Source organism: Pseudomonas sp. W2I6 (assembly GCF_030815935.1).
Lineage (GTDB): Bacteria > Pseudomonadota > Gammaproteobacteria > Pseudomonadales > Pseudomonadaceae > Aquipseudomonas.
This window is the reverse complement of the sequence record NZ_JAUSXJ010000001.1, coordinates 1,211,905-1,226,959: the sequence shown is the minus strand read 5'-3', so window position 1 is coordinate 1,226,959 and position 15,055 is coordinate 1,211,905. Positions and strand designations below refer to the sequence as shown.

The following is a 15,055-nucleotide window of genomic DNA, read 5'->3' as shown; positions in this document are numbered from 1 at the left end:
AATCGGATGCCCAGGCGATTAAAGGACTATCTAATCATATTGAGTATCGGGGTGTGCCTCAGCACTTCCGTGCCTGCCGAACAAACTGTTCCCGAGCAATATGCCCTGCTGGGGCGTGCCGGTGCCGTTCAACTGGACACCCCCCTGAACAAGACACAGCGCCAGTGGTTGCAGAACAAACGGGAACTGATACTGGGCACCTCTGCACCCGACTACCCGCCCTTCGACATCACCTCCAGCGGGCGTGATTATGAAGGGCTGACTGCCGATTACGCCGGGCTGCTGGCCAGGACACTGGCGATACCGCTCACCGTGTTGCGCTACTCCTCCCGTGAAGCCGCGATCCAGGCGCTGGCAAACGGCGAAATCGATTTTCTGGGGTCTGCCAACGGTTTTGAAGCGGCGAATCCCGACATCGTCCTGTCACTGCCCTACGCAGTGGATCAGCCGGTACTGGTGACCCGTGAAGGTGAGAACCGCGACCTTGGCGACGGCCTGGCCGGTCTGCGCCTGAGTCTTGTCTACCATTACCTGCCCATGGACGAAGTGCAGGCGCTGTACCCCAAGGCGACCATCCACGCCTACCCGTCCTATCAAAATGCCTTGAATGCCGTGGCATTCGACCAGGCTGACGTATTCCTGGGCGACACCATTTCCACTCACTACATGATCAACAAGGGCTACCTGAAAAATATCCGCATGGCCAACTTCGGCAAGCACGAGGCCCACGGGTTCAGCTTCGCCTTGCGCAAGGATCAACCCATTCTCCTGAGTATCATCGACTCAGTGCTCGATGGCGTATCAACCTATGAACGTGACAGCATCGCCAAGCGCTGGAGTGCGGGCAGCGACATTCTGCTGACCGACCGCAAGCTGCAACTGAGCCTGCGCGAAGAGCGCTGGCTCAAGGACAACCCCGTGGTGAAGGTCGTGGTCAATGAAACCCTCGCCCCCCTGACGTTCTTTGATACCGACGGCAAGTTCCGGGGCGTCACCGCCGACGTGCTGGAGCTGATCCGCCTGCGAACCGGCCTGCGCTTCGAGATTCAACACGTGCGTGACGTCGCCAACATGATGCAACTGGTGCAGACCGGCGCAGCCGACATCATCGGCGCAATTACCCCCAGTACCGGGCGCGAGTCCCAGTTGAACTTCAGCCGCCCCTACCTGGAAAACTCCTACGTATTACTGACCCGTAAAGAGCCGGGCGCGCCCACAAGCCTTCAAGAACTGGCCGGCAAGCGCCTGGCGATTACCCAGGGCAATCAGTTGGAAAAATTCCTGCAGCAGGCATTTGCCCAGATAAACCTGGTGGAAACCGGGGATACCTTCAAGGCATCGGAATTGCTGGCACAGGGGCAAGTCGACGGCGCAGTGAACCCTTTGGTGATCGCCAACTACCTGCTTTCTTCTCCGGCATTCCAGGACAAACTGCAGATCAGTTCCAGCATCGGCACGTTGCCTGCGACGTTTGCCCTGGCGACGTCCCGACACGCCACGGAGCTGAGTTCGATCCTGGACAAGGCACTGCTGAGTATCGCCCCGGATGAGATGGCGGCGATCAACAGCCGCTGGCGCGGCTACAACGCAGCGTCCGATGGCTACTGGCGCAATTACCATCGCCTGATTGCCCAGATCATCATCGGCACCGGGCTGCTGCTGTTGATTTCCCTGGCCTGGAACGGCTACCTGCAGCGCCAGATCAAGCACCGAAAACTGGCCGAGCGCGCCCTTAACGACCAGTTCGAGTTCATGCGGGCGCTGGTCAATGAAACGCCCCATCCGATCTACGTACGCGACCACAACGGCTATCTGCAGACCTGCAACGACAGCTACCTGCAGACGTTCGACATCAAGCGTGAAGACGTCATCGGCAAAAGCATCACGCAGATGAGCATGGCCCTTGAGACGGAGGCGGCGCAGTACCATGCCGACTACCAGCGGGTAGTGGCCGAGGGTAAACCGTTGATCCTTGATCGCACCCTGCACGTGCAAGGGAAAAAACTCACGATCTACCACTGGATCCTCCCCTACCGCGACTCCGTGGGCGAGGTCCAGGGCATCATTGGCGGCTGGATCGATATCAGCGAACGGCGCCAGTTGTTCGACGAGTTGCGCGCCGCCAAGGAACGCGCCGACGAGGCCAATCGCGCGAAAAGTACGTTCCTGGCCACCATGAGCCACGAAATCCGCACGCCGATGAACGCCGTCATTGGCATGCTGGAATTGACACTCAAGCGCGCCGATCAGGGACATCTCGATCGCCCTGCGATCGAGGTCGCCTACAACTCGGCCAAGGACCTGCTGGAGTTGATCGGCGACATTCTGGACATTGCACGTATCGAGTCCGGTCGATTGAGCCTGGCCCCGGAGCGGGTCAACCTGCGCGAAGTCATCGAGTCGGTGGTCCGCGTGTTCGATGGCCTGGCGCGCCAGAAAACCCTGAGCCTGGTGCTGGAGTTCACCCCCGATGTCGAGGATACCGACGTACTGATCGACCCTCTGCGGTTCAAGCAGGTGCTCTCGAACCTGGTGAGCAATGCGATCAAGTTCACTGAACGCGGGCAGGTGAAGATCAAGGTGCAGCTGAAGGCGACCGGGCAACCTCAACAGATCGAGATGAAACTGGTAGTGGAGGACACCGGCATCGGGATCAATCGCGAAGACCAGCTACGCCTGTTCGAGCCGTTCGCCCAGGCCGACAACTCCGGGCACCTGGCCAGGAGCGGCGCCGGCCTGGGCCTGGTGATCTGTCGCAGCCTGTGCGCCATGATGGGCGGGCAATTGAGCCTGAGCAGCGTGCCCATGGTAGGCACCCAGGTCCACGTCAGCCTGAAGATGACCAGCCTGCCGCCGGTCAAGGCCGTAGACAAGCTCGAACCGGCCGCGGCCACGCCGGCGCCAGTACTCAACGTGCTGGTGGTGGATGACCATCCGGCCAACCGCTTGCTGATGTGCCAGCAACTGGGTTTCCTGGGGCATCAGTTCACCGCGGCCCATCATGGTGCTGCGGGGTTCCAGGCCTGGCGCCAGGAACACTTCGACCTGGTCATTGCCGACTGCAATATGCCGATCATGAACGGCTACGAATTGAGTCACTCCATTCGCGAGTATGAGGAGCGCGAGCAGAAAACCCCGTGCGTGATACTCGGCTTCACCGCCAACGCGCAGCCCGAGGAGAAACAACGCTGCTTTGACGCCGGCATGAATGACTGCCTGTTCAAACCCATCAGTCTTACTGCACTGGAACAGCACCTGGCGCAGGTCGATCCGCTGCCCACCCGCAACGTGTTTACCCTGCAAAGCCTGGACGCGATGACGGGCGGTGACCCACAGTTGAGCCGGCGTTTGCTCGAGGAGTTGCTCAGCAGCAGCCGGAATGATCGGGTCGAGCTGATGGCCATGCTGGCACGGCAAGCCGCGCCCGGCGACCTGATCGACCAGGCCCACAAGATCAAAGGCGCCGCCCGGATCATCCAGGCCGATACCTTGTCCGGACAATGCGAAGCGTTGGAGCAGGCGTGTGGCGAACGCGAGACACCACACGTTATCGAGGCGGGCATCAAGGCAATAGAGAAATCCATGCTTGAGCTGGAGAGGATGCTGCAGATGCAACTGGACGTGCTGGACTGTCGATAGTCTGCAGGAGCGAACTTGCTCGCTCCTGCAGGAGACTCACCCCATCAACAATCGGTCAACCGCAGGAAAATCGCCGCCAACTGCTCGATGCCGGCCTGATCCTGCGGGGTAAACCGCGACAGCGATGGACTGTCCAGGTCGAGCACACCAATCAAGCGCCCGTCCTTGACCAACGGGACGACCAACTCGCTGTTGGACGCACTGTCACAGGCGATATGCCCCGGGAATGCATGCACGTCTTCCACCCGCTGGGTTTGCCGCGAGGCCGCTGCCGCGCCGCACACACCGCGACCAAACGGAATGCGCACACAGGCGATCTGCCCCTGGAACGGCCCGAGCACCAGCTCTTCATTGCGGTTGAGGTAGAAGCCTGCCCAGTTCAAATCATCCAGCTGGTTGAACAGGAACGCAGAAAACTGCGCGGCATTGGCAATGAAATCCCGCTCATCCGCCAACAGCGATTCCAGCTGCGCATGCAGCATGGCGTAGCCATCGAGGCCGGTTCCAGCCTGTTGCAAATCAATCATGGTTGACGCTCCAACAACTTGAGGCCCACCCAGTAGCGGGCGAACTGATAGGCACAACGGCCGTTGCGATTACCGCGCCCGGTGGCCCAGCGCACGGCGAGGATGTCCAACTCTTCATCGCGTTGCCACTGCAGACCGGCCTTGCTCGCCAACTCACCGATCCAGTGCTCGACCACATCCAGGAAGTGCTCCTGATTGAACGGGTAAAACGACAGCCACAAACCGAAACGGTCAGACAGGGCAATCTTGTCCTCCACCGCTTCGTTGGGATGCAGCTCACCGTCTATGGTCTTCCAGTTCTCGTTATCGCTCTGGTTCTCGGGCACCAGGTGACGACGGTTGGAGGTGGCATACAACAGGACGTTTTCCGGCGCCTGCTCCAGGGAGCCGTCGAGTACGCTCTTGAGCACACGATAATCGCTCTCGCCGGCTTCGAAAGACAGGTCATCGCAGAACAACACAAAGCGTTGTGGCAATTTGATCAGTTGCTCGACCACCCGCGGCAGGTCCGCCAGGTGATCGCGCTCGATCTCGATCAGGCGCAGCCCGGCCTTGGCGTGCTGCGCCAGCAAGGCGCGCACCATGGACGATTTACCGGTGCCGCGCGAGCCCCAGAGCAGCGCATGGTTGGCCGGCAGGCCGTCGAGAAACTGTTGGGTGTTACGGGCCAATTGTTCGCGCTGTTTATCCACGCCGATCAGGTCGGACAGGCGCATATCCAGGCTGACTTCCAGTGGCAATAAAAAGCCGCTGCGACCTTCGCGCTGCCAACGGGCAGCCAGGCAATGGTTCCAGTCAACGGCTTCGCGCGGGGCAGGCAACAAGGGCTCCAGGCGAGCCAGTACCGCGTCGGCACGCTCAAGAAAGGCATTCAATCGAGAATCCACGACTATTCCTCTGGCAAGTTCTTGTAAAAGATGGCGTATTGGCAACCCTGAGGCAGACCGTGCAGGGCTGCACCGAATAAAATCGATTCGTGCCGGGCAAGTTTGAGCCTGTGGATGTTCAGCTATGCTTGCCGGGCGAAAGGAAACGTAAAGTGGTACAGCACCCGATGGATATCAAGTTCGCCCACCGCTTGTCTTATAAACAAGCCAGACTGACAGTGCTGGTCGGATTCGTCTTGGGAACCTTGCTCAGCCTGATACAGATTGGGATTGATTATGCCAGCGAAGACGCTTCCATCAACCGGGAAATACGTGCGCTGATTGAAATCAGCCATAACCCGGCTTCGCGCATCGCCTACAACATCGACGCCGAGCTGGCCCAGGAACTGACGCTGGGCCTGCTGCACTCCCCCGCCATCACCCATGCACAACTGGTCGACAACAACGGTTTGGTCCTGGCCGATGTCCATCGTCCGCGCAAGGAAAGCACCTACCGGCCCATCAGCGACTTCCTGTTTGGCGCCAACCGCCAATTCGAAGACCGGCTGTACCTCACCCACATGCCCAATGATTCCCTCGGTGTACTGCGTCTTGACGTAGACACCTACGCGTTCGGCAGCCGCTTCCTGCACCGCGCCGAGATCACCCTGCTCAACGGCTTCGCCCGCAGCCTGATCCTCACCGGCATTCTGTTGGCGCTTTTCTACGTGATGCTGACCAAGCCGCTGGTGCGCATTATCCGCGAGCTGAGCTCACGCAAGCACGAGCGCCTGGACTGCCCGCCGGGGCACGAGCACGACGAGATCGGCGTACTGGTCAACGTCGCCAACCAACAGTTTGAAAACATGGAGACTGAAATCCAGCAACGCCGGCATGCTGAAAATCGCCTGACCGAATACCTCGGCCAACTGGAAGACATCGTCTCCGCCCGCACCACCGAGCTCAAGGCGATCAATCATCGGCTGACGCTCTCGAACGACGAGCTGGAAGCGGCGAAGATGACGGCCCTGGGCATGGCCCAGGCACGGGCGGCGTTCCTGGCCAACATGAGCCATGAAATCCGTACACCGCTGAACGGCCTGCTGGGGATGATCGCCCTCTCCCTCGACAGCCCGCTGAACGCCGAGCAACGCCAGCAACTGTCGATCGCCCATGACTCCGGCAAAGTACTGGTGGAGCTACTCAACGATATCCTCGACCTGTCGAAGTTCGACGCCGGCCAACTGGAACTGGAAAGCATCCCGTTCGACCTCGGTTCATTGGTGGAAGACACCGCCAACCTGCTCTCGCAAAACGCCGCGCCCAGCGTGGAGCTGACGTGCCTGATCGACCCGCAGTTTCCCGCCCAGGTGCTGGGCGACCCGACGCGGGTACGGCAGATTGTCAGCAATTTGCTGTCCAACGCCCTGAAGTTCACACGTTTCGGCCGGGTGGATGTACGCCTCAGTGCCCAGGCCGGCCGGGTCAGGATCGAGGTGTGCGACACCGGTATCGGGATCGCCCAGGATGCCCAGGTCAAGATTTTCCAGCCGTTCACCCAAGCCGGTGCGGGCATCACCCGCCAGTTCGGCGGGACAGGCCTGGGCCTGGCGCTGACCCACAACCTGTGCGAAGCCATGAAAGGCCGCCTGAGCATCAGCTCGGAAGCTGGCTTTGGCAGCCAGTTCTGTGCCGACCTGCCCTTGCCGACCCACTTGCCGGCGGTGCGCCTGGCGCCTTTGGCTGGAGATGTAATCGCCATCACCAGCACCAGCAGCGGGCTGGCAGAACTCCTCAACAGCCTGCTGCCGAGTTGGGGCCTGGCTCCGCGCTGTTATTCCATCGACGATGACTTGAGCGGGCAGAATCCCGACCTGCTGATCACCGACTGCCCCGAATGCCTGTTCCGCCTGCGCCCGATGATCACCGCCCCGATCCTGGTGGTAACCGCCTACGGCAACTTCATGCCCAGCGAAGAAGTCGCGGCCCTGGCCCCCTTGCAGCAACAGGCCCGCCCCCTGAGCCGCACCGCGCTGTACCAGGTCCTGCAACGCAACTTGCGCACCGATCCGGACCTGGTCCTGGACCTGATCCAGCTGGAAACCGGCCCCCTCGCCCACCGGGCGCGCATTCTGCTGGTGGAGGACAACCCGGTCAATCAACTGGTGGCCAAGGGCATGCTCGGCAAGCTCGGGTGCGAGGTGATCGTCGCCGCCCACGGTGGTGAAGCCCTCAAGCTGCTGGAAGAGCAAGGCTTCGACATGGTGTTGATGGACTGCAATATGCCGGTGATGGATGGCTATGAGGCCAGTCGGCAGATCCGCCGCAGCGGGCGCTGGCCGGACTTGCCGATCGTCGCCTTGACGGCCAATGCCATGTCCGAGGAACGCGAGCGCTGCCGGGCTGCGGGCATGAACGATTACCTGGCCAAGCCGTTTCGCCGGGAAGAACTCAAGGCCTTGCTCGATCTGTGGGTGCCGACTACGACAAGTCTTTGATCTGGCGCAACAGCTGATCCAGGCCGTCACGCAAGGCATCGGCCTGGTTCAGATCAACGCCGCTGTCACACAACAGGCGGGCCTTCAGCGGCTGCACCCGGTCGCGCAGGTGCCGGCCTTCATCGGTCAGGCTCAGGTGCACTTCACGCTCATCCAGCGCACTGCGCTGACGCCGCACCAGGGTAAGCTGCTCCAGGCGCTTGAGCAGTGGCGTCAGCGTGCCGGAATCCAGCAGCAGGCGCTCGCCCAGGGCCTTGACCGTAGGCTGCGACACCACAGCAGCCTGCCATTCCCACAGCACCAGCATCACCAGGTATTGCGGATAGGTCAGGCCCAACTGATCGAGCATCGGCTTGTAGGCCCGGGTGACTGCGCGGGAGGCGGCGTAGAGCTTGAAGCACAGTTGGTCGTCGAGGGCCAGGGACAGGTCGGTCATTTGAGCAGGGCTTCGATCTCTTGGGTCAGGTCCTGGGGCTTGGTGGTCGGGGCGAAGCGCTTGACCACCTGGCCGTCGCGACCGATCAGGAACTTGGTGAAGTTCCACTTGATGCCCTTGGAGCCCAGCAATCCCGGGGCCTGCTTTTTAAGCTGTACGAACAATGGGTGGGCATCGCTGCCGTTGACGTCAATCTTCTTGAACAGCGGGAAACTGACACCAAAGTTCAGCTCGCAAAACTCCGAAATGGCGCCTTCGTTGCCCGGCTCCTGCTTGCCGAACTGGTTGCAGGGAAAGCCCAATACCACCAGGCCCTGGTCCTTGTAATGCTGCCAGAGTTCTTCAAGCCCCTTGTATTGCGGGGTGAAGCCGCACTTGCTGGCAGTGTTGACCACCAGAATCGCCTTGCCGGCGAAATCGGCCAAGGTCTTTTGCTCACCCTTGATGGTGGTGCAAGGGATGCTCAGCAGGTTGTCGCTCATGGCAGTGCCTCTACAAAGATAAGAAGGACTGAACGATAGTAGGCAATTCAATTGTGTGCAATTTAATTGGCGGGACTTATGCCTTGATATAACGGCTCCTGCGGGCACGAAGCCCGCAGGAGCCTGACGGCTCAGCGCGGTACCAGGTCCAGGCACACCGAGTTGATGCAGTAACGCAAACCGGTCGGTGGCGGTCCGTCCGGGAACACGTGGCCCAGGTGCGCATCGCACTTGGCGCAGGTGACTTCGGTGCGGATCATGCCGTGGCTGACGTCCCGGATCTCGACCATGGCCTGCTTGGCGATCGGCTCGTAGAAGCTGGGCCAGCCGCAGCCGGAGTCAAACTTGGCCCTGGAATCGAACAGCGGCTCATTGCAGCAGATGCAGTGGTAGACGCCGTCGGTCTTGGTGCCGTTGTACTTGCCGCTGAACGGTCGCTCGGTGCCTTTGAGGCGGCACACGTTGTACTGCTCCGGGTCGAGCATGGCTTTCCATTCTTCAACGGTTTTCTGCAACTTTTCCATCGGTACACCTCGGCAACTGAAAAAGCCTGATCTGTGTCTTTTCCATGGATCAGGCGGCACGTATGATTGCGCCTCTTCAAAGCGCCAGTCTGGCACCCGCGTTACCGGCATTCAAACGTATTTATGGGTCAGGCCAACGCAGGATTCTCAGCACGGTAGTCTTCACACCGTCTGGATCGTTCATTTTCAGGATCACATCGCCATGCAGGTCAGCAAATCGAACAAGCTCGCCAACGTCTGCTACGACATTCGCGGCCCGGTGCTCAAGCACGCCAAACGCCTGGAAGAGGAAGGCCATCGCATCCTCAAGCTGAACATTGGCAACCCGGCACCCTTTGGTTTCGAAGCGCCGGACGAAATCCTCCAGGACGTGATCCGCAACCTGCCTACCGCCCAGGGCTACAGCGACTCCAAAGGCCTGTTCAGCGCGCGCAAGGCCGTCATGCAGTACTACCAGCAGAAGCAGGTTGAAGGTGTCGGCATCGAAGACATCTACCTGGGCAACGGCGTGTCCGAGCTGATCGTCATGTCCATGCAGGCCCTGCTCAACAACGGCGACGAAGTACTCGTTCCGGCTCCCGACTACCCGCTGTGGACCGCCGCCGTAACCCTGGCCGGTGGCCATCCGGTGCATTACCTGTGTGACGAAGGCGCCGACTGGTTCCCGGACCTGGCCGACATCAAGGCCAAGATCACCCCGAACACCAAGGCCCTGGTGATCATCAACCCGAACAACCCCACCGGCGCCGTCTACTCCAGGGAAGTGTTGCTGGGCATGCTCGAACTCGCGCGCCAGCACAACCTGGTGGTGTTTTCCGATGAGATCTACGACAAGATCCTCTACGACGACGCCGTGCACATCTGCACCGCCTCCCTGGCGCCGGACCTGTTGTGCCTGACCTTCAACGGGCTGTCTAAATCCTACCGGGTGGCGGGCTTCCGTTCCGGCTGGATCGCCATTTCCGGCCCCAAGCACAATGCCCAGAGCTACATCGAGGGCATCGACATGCTGGCCAACATGCGCCTGTGTGCCAACGTGCCGAGCCAGCACGCCATCCAGACCGCACTGGGCGGCTACCAGAGCATCAACGACCTGGTGCTGCCACAAGGCCGCCTGCTGGAGCAGCGCAACCGCACCTGGGAACTGCTGAACGCGATTCCCGGCGTCAGTTGCGTCAAGCCGATGGGGGCGCTGTATGCGTTCCCGCGGATCGACCCGAAAGTGTGCCCGATCCTCAACGACGAGAAGTTCGTGCTCGACCTGCTGCTGTCGGAAAAGCTGCTGGTGGTCCAGGGTACGGCGTTCAACTGGCCGTGGCCGGATCACTTCCGGGTGGTCACCCTGCCGCGGGTGGATGACCTGGAGATGGCCATCGGTCGCATCGGCAACTTCCTGAAGTCCTATCGCCAGTAATGGGCATTGCGCTGTACGGCCCACCCGTGGTCGTACAGCGATTATCTGGCAACACTTCTCTGCCCTGCGCGGGCGGTATCGCCTTTTACGCCTGCCGGCTCCACCCTTGCTCGGGCATCACCCTATAATTACAGGGCTGCAAGGTAATGGGGCGAGGCTGCCGAGCCACACCAGGCCTCGGAAATTCCCTTCAAGGCTCTACATTCAGGCTGTAGGACACAGTTTGAAATAGTCCCCCGGTTGAATAGCCCCATGCCGCACCTTATATACCCCGCAGTACGCGACATATTAAGCATGAGGAGAATTCTACAACCATGATGCGCATTCTGCTGTTCTTGGCCACTAACCTGGCGGTCGTGCTGATTGCCAGCATCACGCTGAGCCTTTTCGGCTTCAATGGGATCATGGCGGCCAACGGGGTTGATCTGAACCTCAATCAGCTGCTGATCTTCTGTGCGGTCTTTGGTTTTGCCGGGTCGATTTTCTCGCTGTTCATCTCCAAGTGGATGGCGAAGATGAGCACCAGCACCCAGATCATTACCCAGCCACGCACCCGTCATGAGCAATGGCTGCTGCAGACCGTCGAGCAACTGTCCCGCGAAGCCGGGATCAAGATGCCTGAAGTCGGGATCTTCCCGGCCTATGAAGCGAACGCCTTTGCTACCGGCTGGAACAAGAACGACGCCCTTGTGGCCGTCAGCCAGGGCTTGCTGGAGCGGTTCTCGCCCGACGAAATCAAGGCGGTGCTGGCCCACGAGATCGGCCACGTGGCCAACGGTGACATGGTCACCCTGGCGCTGGTCCAGGGCGTGGTGAACACCTTCGTGATGTTCTTCGCGCGGATCATCGGCAACTTCGTCGACAAGGTGATCTTCAAGAACGAACAGGGCCAGGGCATGGCCTACTACGTGGCGACCATCTTCGCCGAACTGGTACTGGGCTTCCTCGCCAGCTCGATCGTGATGTGGTTCTCGCGCAAACGGGAATTCCGCGCAGACGAAGCTGGCGCACGCCTGGCCGGTACCGGCGCGATGATCAGCGCCCTGCAGCACCTGCGCTCCGAACAGGGCTTGCCGGTGCACATGCCGAACACCCTGACCGCCTTTGGCATCAACGGTGGCATCAAGCAGGGCATGGCTCGCCTGTTCATGAGCCACCCGCCACTGGAAGAGCGAATTGACGCACTGCGTCGTCGCGGCTGATAGCGACAAGAAGAAGGGGCGATTCAATCGCCCCTTTTTTGTGGGCGCTCTTCAGCGCCTGGCCAACCGGTACACCCGCTCGTCCAGGCGCGTGACGCCATCCTTAACAAACTTCCAGCTGTCCCCCAGGATGTCCTGCTCCTGCAGCACATCCAGGCTCCACCGGCCGCCCAGGAGCAATTGCACTTCCTCATCGCTCACCGCGAACGGCGGGCCGGCCTTCTGCGATTGTTCATAGTCGAGGGTGATCAACAGGCCACGACTGCCTCCCGCCAGAATCTCATTCAAGTGCGCCGCATACTGCTCGCGCATCAACGGTGGCAGGGCAATCAGCGCCGCCCGGTCGTAAAGCGCTGTGCAACCAACCACGGCACCGGCATCCAGGGCGAAGAAATCCCCGCACCACAGCTCGATGGAACCCGCCTGGAAAACTTTGAAAGCGCCGCGCTGGCTGACCTGCGGCATCAGCTCCTGCTCGCTGAAAAACTCTTCAACGGCCTTTTCCGACAACTCGACCCCGATCACCCGATGCCCGACGCTCGCCAGCCACACCAGGTCCAGGCTCTTGCCGCACAACGGCACCAGCACCTGCGCCCCGCTCGCCACACCCAGACCGGGCCAGTGGCGCAGCAGGTAAGGATTCACCTCGGGCAAGTGGAAACCCGTCTGATTGCGCGCCCAACGCTCATGCCAAAATCCAGGTTCCATGATTTATCCTAAAAATTGATCAAATAGCGCTAAAACTTATATTAGATTTAGATCAATGATCTGATTGAAGATGGTCCCATCTTAACCCTCAGGACCCTACTCATGCTGCCCAGCCTGTTTATCTCCCACGGTTCGCCCATGCTTGCCCTGCAACCCGGGTGCCAGTGGCCCGGCACTCAAGCGCCTGGCGGCCGAGCTGCCACGCCCCAAGGCCATTGTGGTGGTCTCGGCGCACTGGGAAAGCCAGGGGCTGCTCGTGACTGGCAGCGCCGCACCAGAGACCTGGCACGACTTCGGCGGCTTCCCACGGGAACTGTTCGCGGTGCAGTACCCGGCCCCAGGTGACCCGCAGTTGGCCGCCCAAATCGTGCAGCTCCTCAAGGCTGACGGCCTGGAAGCGCGCATTGATGATCAGCGCCCCTTCGACCACGGCACCTGGGTGCCCCTGTCGCTGATGTACCCGGCGGCCGATATCCCGGTGGTGCAGGTATCGCTGCCAAGCCGCATGGGCCCTGCCCTGCAAACCCGTGTCGGCCACGCACTGGCGAGCCTGCGGGAACAGGGCGTGCTGCTGATCGGCTCCGGCAGCATTACCCACAATCTCGGCGAACTGGACTGGCATGCCGGGCCGGAGAGCATCGAGCCCTGGGCGCGGGATTTTCGCGATTGGATGGTCAGCAAACTGGCAACCAACGATGAAGCCGCGCTGCACGACTATCGTCGCCAGGCACCTCATGCCGTGCGCAGCCACCCCAGCGACGAGCATTTGCTGCCGCTGTATTTCGCCCGGGGCGCCGGCGGTGAATTCAGCGCAGCCCACCAAGGCTTTACCATGGGTGCGCTGGGCATGGACATCTACCGTTTCGCCTGATTGCAGGCAAAAAAAATCCCCGAACCAGTCGGGGATTTTTTATGTTCGATCAATCAGCCCGGGGGCGGATCAATCTTCGCGGTAGCGACGCAGCTTCAACTGCTTACCGGCAACGCGGGTGTCCTTCAGCTTGGTCAGGAGTTTCTCCAGACCATCTTCCGGCAGCTCTACCAAGGAGAAGCTGTCACGCACCTGGATGCGACCGATTGCTTCACGTGCCAGGCCACCCTCGTTGAGGATAGCGCCCAGCAGGTTCTTGGCAGCGATGCCATCACGCGCGCCCAGCGCGGTACGGCAGCGAGCACGGCCTTCAGCCAATGGAACCGGAGCACGACGCTCACGATCACCACGGTCCGGACGGTCGCCAGTACGCTCTGGACGATCACCGCGCGGAGCGTTGTTCGGCACCAGTGGACGTTCTTTCTCGATGGCAGCCAGGGTCAGGGCCTGACCGTTGGTAGCCTTGCGCAGCAGGGCTGCAGCCAGGGCACGCGGGGTGCAACCGATATCGGCAGTCAGGCGGTCCAGCAGGTCGCCGTGGGTCGATTCAGCATCAGCCACCAGTGGCGACAGGCTGTTGGTCAGTTTCTTGATGCGCGCATCGAGAACGGCCTGGGCATCCGGCAGGCGGACTTCGGCAACTTTCTGACCGGTTACACGCTCGATCACTTGCAGCATGCGGCGCTCACGTGGAGTCACCAGCAACAATGCACGACCTTCGCGACCGGCACGGCCGGTACGGCCGATACGGTGAACGTAGGACTCTGGATCGTAAGGCATGTCAACGTTGAACACGTGAGTGATACGTGGAACGTCGAGGCCACGGGCAGCAACGTCGGTCGCCACAACGATGTCCAGACGGCCATCCTTGAGGGAGTCGATCACGCGCTCACGCTGGTTCTGGGCAATGTCACCGTTCAGCGCAGCGGCTTTGTAGCCTTTGGCTTCCAGGGCGCTGGCCAGGTCCAGGGTCGCTTGCTTGGTGCGCACGAACATGATCAGGGCGTCGAAGTCTTCGACTTCCAGCAGGCTCAATACAGCCGAGGTCTTCTGGTCAGCGTGAACCAACAGGTGAGCCTGTTCGATCGCGGTAACGGTCTGAGTCTTGGTCTGGATCTTCACGTGTTGCGGATCGCGCAGATGGCGTTCGGCAATGGCACGGATCGACTGTGGCAGGGTAGCCGAGAACAGTACGGTCTGACGGGTTGCTGGCAGTGCCTTGAAGATGACTTCCAGGTCGTCCATGAAGCCCAGCTTGAGCATTTCGTCAGCTTCGTCCAGAACCAGGTGGTTCACGGTCGACAGCACTTTTTCGTCGCGACGCAGGTGGTCGCACAGACGGCCCGGAGTGGCGACAACGATCTGTGCGCCGTTACGGATTGCTTTCAGTTGTGGGCCCATAGGCGCGCCGCCGTAAACGGCCACAACGGTAACGCCCGGCATTTGCTTGGCGTAGGTTTCGAAAGCGGTTGCTACTTGCAGCGCCAACTCACGGGTTGGCGCCAGGATCAGGGCTTGCGGCTCGCGCTTGGCAGGATCGATGCAGTGCAGGATTGGCAGGGCGAACGCGGCGGTTTTACCGGTACCGGTTTGCGCTTGGCCAATCATGTCTTGGCCGGCCATGATGATCGGGATCGATTGCTGCTGAATAGCCGAAGGTTCTTCGTAGCCAGTCGCGATGACGGCAGCAAGAATGTTCGGGTTAAGATTAAAAGCGGCGAAGCCGCCGGTTTCCTGGGTCATGGGTCTGCCTCTAAGTGCATCCGCAAAGACCCATGCTCCAAAGCTGCGCATGCCGTGTTGAGACTCAAGAGTCGCCCTGGCTGCTTTGTCGGCGGGGATTTGCGAAAACGAATGAATGAAAAAGATTCGTCAAGGAAGAGTCCGC

General features: G+C 60.6%; 11 protein-coding genes and 1 pseudogene. 5 read left to right on the top strand and 7 right to left on the bottom strand.

From position 1 onward, the window contains the following. Positions 1–6 precede the first annotated feature (6 nt). Entirely contained in the window at positions 7–3,639 is a 3,633-nt protein-coding gene (locus QF039_RS05790; protein ID WP_307517141.1) for a transporter substrate-binding domain-containing protein, read from the top strand. Between the two features lie 44 nt (positions 3,640–3,683). Here the strand turns inward: QF039_RS05790 and QF039_RS05785 are convergent, their stop codons facing one another. Next, positions 3,684–4,166: a GAF domain-containing protein gene (locus QF039_RS05785; RefSeq protein ID WP_003209067.1), complete on the bottom strand. Its 483-nt coding sequence runs from the start codon at positions 4,164–4,166 to the stop codon at positions 3,684–3,686. Continuing rightward, the gene (locus QF039_RS05780; RefSeq protein ID WP_003209065.1) at positions 4,163–5,053 is read right to left on the bottom strand and encodes an ATP-binding protein; all 891 of its coding nucleotides are present in this window, start codon (positions 5,051–5,053) and stop codon (positions 4,163–4,165) included. The genes QF039_RS05785 and QF039_RS05780 overlap by 4 nt, the downstream gene beginning before the upstream one ends. A gap of 167 nt (positions 5,054–5,220) precedes the next feature. Here QF039_RS05780 and QF039_RS05775 point away from each other — a divergent pair, with 167 nt between their 5' ends. Next, entirely contained in the window at positions 5,221–7,530 is a 2,310-nt protein-coding gene (locus QF039_RS05775; RefSeq protein ID WP_307517140.1) for a response regulator, read from the top strand. Here the strand turns inward: QF039_RS05775 and QF039_RS05770 are convergent. The 3 genes from QF039_RS05770 to msrB all read right to left on the bottom strand — a co-directional run bounded on the left by QF039_RS05770 (position 7,514) and on the right by msrB (position 8,972). Next, on the bottom strand, positions 7,514–7,966 hold the full coding sequence (locus QF039_RS05770; RefSeq protein WP_134326006.1) for a MarR family winged helix-turn-helix transcriptional regulator: 453 nt from the start codon (positions 7,964–7,966) through the stop codon (positions 7,514–7,516). The genes QF039_RS05775 and QF039_RS05770 overlap by 17 nt on opposite strands. Beyond that, the gene (locus tag QF039_RS05765) at positions 7,963–8,448 is read right to left on the bottom strand and encodes a glutathione peroxidase (protein WP_003209061.1); all 486 of its coding nucleotides are present in this window, start codon (positions 8,446–8,448) and stop codon (positions 7,963–7,965) included. Before QF039_RS05765 ends, QF039_RS05770 begins: the two co-directional genes overlap by 4 nt. 131 nt (positions 8,449–8,579) lie before the next feature. Then, positions 8,580–8,972, bottom strand: a complete 393-nt coding sequence (gene msrB, locus QF039_RS05760) for a peptide-methionine (R)-S-oxide reductase MsrB (RefSeq protein WP_134326005.1) — start codon at positions 8,970–8,972, stop codon at positions 8,580–8,582. A gap of 202 nt (positions 8,973–9,174) precedes the next feature. Between msrB and QF039_RS05755 the strand changes: the two genes are divergently transcribed. Continuing rightward, positions 9,175–10,386 carry a pyridoxal phosphate-dependent aminotransferase gene (locus tag QF039_RS05755; protein WP_003209058.1) on the top strand — a complete coding sequence of 404 codons (1,212 nt, stop codon included), beginning with the start codon at positions 9,175–9,177 and terminating at the stop codon, positions 10,384–10,386. Positions 10,387–10,700: 314 nt separating this feature from the next. After that, a complete protein-coding gene (htpX, locus tag QF039_RS05750; protein WP_003209055.1) occupies positions 10,701–11,588 on the top strand; it encodes a protease HtpX in 888 nt (295 codons plus the stop codon). A gap of 51 nt (positions 11,589–11,639) precedes the next feature. Here htpX and QF039_RS05745 read toward each other — a convergent pair whose 3' ends face one another. Beyond that, complete coding sequence (locus QF039_RS05745; RefSeq protein WP_307517139.1) at positions 11,640–12,296, bottom strand: thiopurine S-methyltransferase; 657 nt, start codon at positions 12,294–12,296, stop codon at positions 11,640–11,642. Positions 12,297–12,398: 102 nt separating this feature from the next. Between QF039_RS05745 and QF039_RS05740 the strand changes: the two are divergent. Then, positions 12,399–13,167 (top strand): annotated as a pseudogene (locus QF039_RS05740) (class III extradiol ring-cleavage dioxygenase). A 69-nt stretch (positions 13,168–13,236) separates the two neighbouring features. Here the strand turns inward: QF039_RS05740 and QF039_RS05735 are convergent. After that, on the bottom strand, positions 13,237–14,910 hold the full coding sequence (locus tag QF039_RS05735; RefSeq protein WP_003209050.1) for a DEAD/DEAH box helicase: 1,674 nt from the start codon (positions 14,908–14,910) through the stop codon (positions 13,237–13,239). Positions 14,911–15,055: the final 145 nt, after the last annotated feature.

Excerpts from the sequence above, each read along its gene's own strand:
- QF039_RS05790 (WP_307517141.1), top strand. The coding sequence starts at position 7 with ATGCCCAGGCGATTAAAGGACTATCTAATCATATTGAGTATCGGGGTG.
- QF039_RS05785 (WP_003209067.1), bottom strand. The coding sequence starts at position 4,166 with ATGATTGATTTGCAACAGGCTGGAACCGGCCTCGATGGCTACGCCATG.
- QF039_RS05775 (WP_307517140.1), top strand. The coding sequence starts at position 5,221 with ATGGATATCAAGTTCGCCCACCGCTTGTCTTATAAACAAGCCAGACTG.
- QF039_RS05770 (WP_134326006.1), bottom strand. The coding sequence starts at position 7,966 with ATGACCGACCTGTCCCTGGCCCTCGACGACCAACTGTGCTTCAAGCTC.
- QF039_RS05765 (WP_003209061.1), bottom strand. The coding sequence starts at position 8,448 with ATGAGCGACAACCTGCTGAGCATCCCTTGCACCACCATCAAGGGTGAG.
- msrB (WP_134326005.1), bottom strand. The coding sequence starts at position 8,972 with ATGGAAAAGTTGCAGAAAACCGTTGAAGAATGGAAAGCCATGCTCGAC.
- QF039_RS05755 (WP_003209058.1), top strand. The coding sequence starts at position 9,175 with ATGCAGGTCAGCAAATCGAACAAGCTCGCCAACGTCTGCTACGACATT.
- htpX (WP_003209055.1), top strand. The coding sequence starts at position 10,701 with ATGATGCGCATTCTGCTGTTCTTGGCCACTAACCTGGCGGTCGTGCTG.
- QF039_RS05745 (WP_307517139.1), bottom strand. The coding sequence starts at position 12,296 with ATGGAACCTGGATTTTGGCATGAGCGTTGGGCGCGCAATCAGACGGGT.
- QF039_RS05735 (WP_003209050.1), bottom strand. The coding sequence starts at position 14,910 with ATGACCCAGGAAACCGGCGGCTTCGCCGCTTTTAATCTTAACCCGAAC.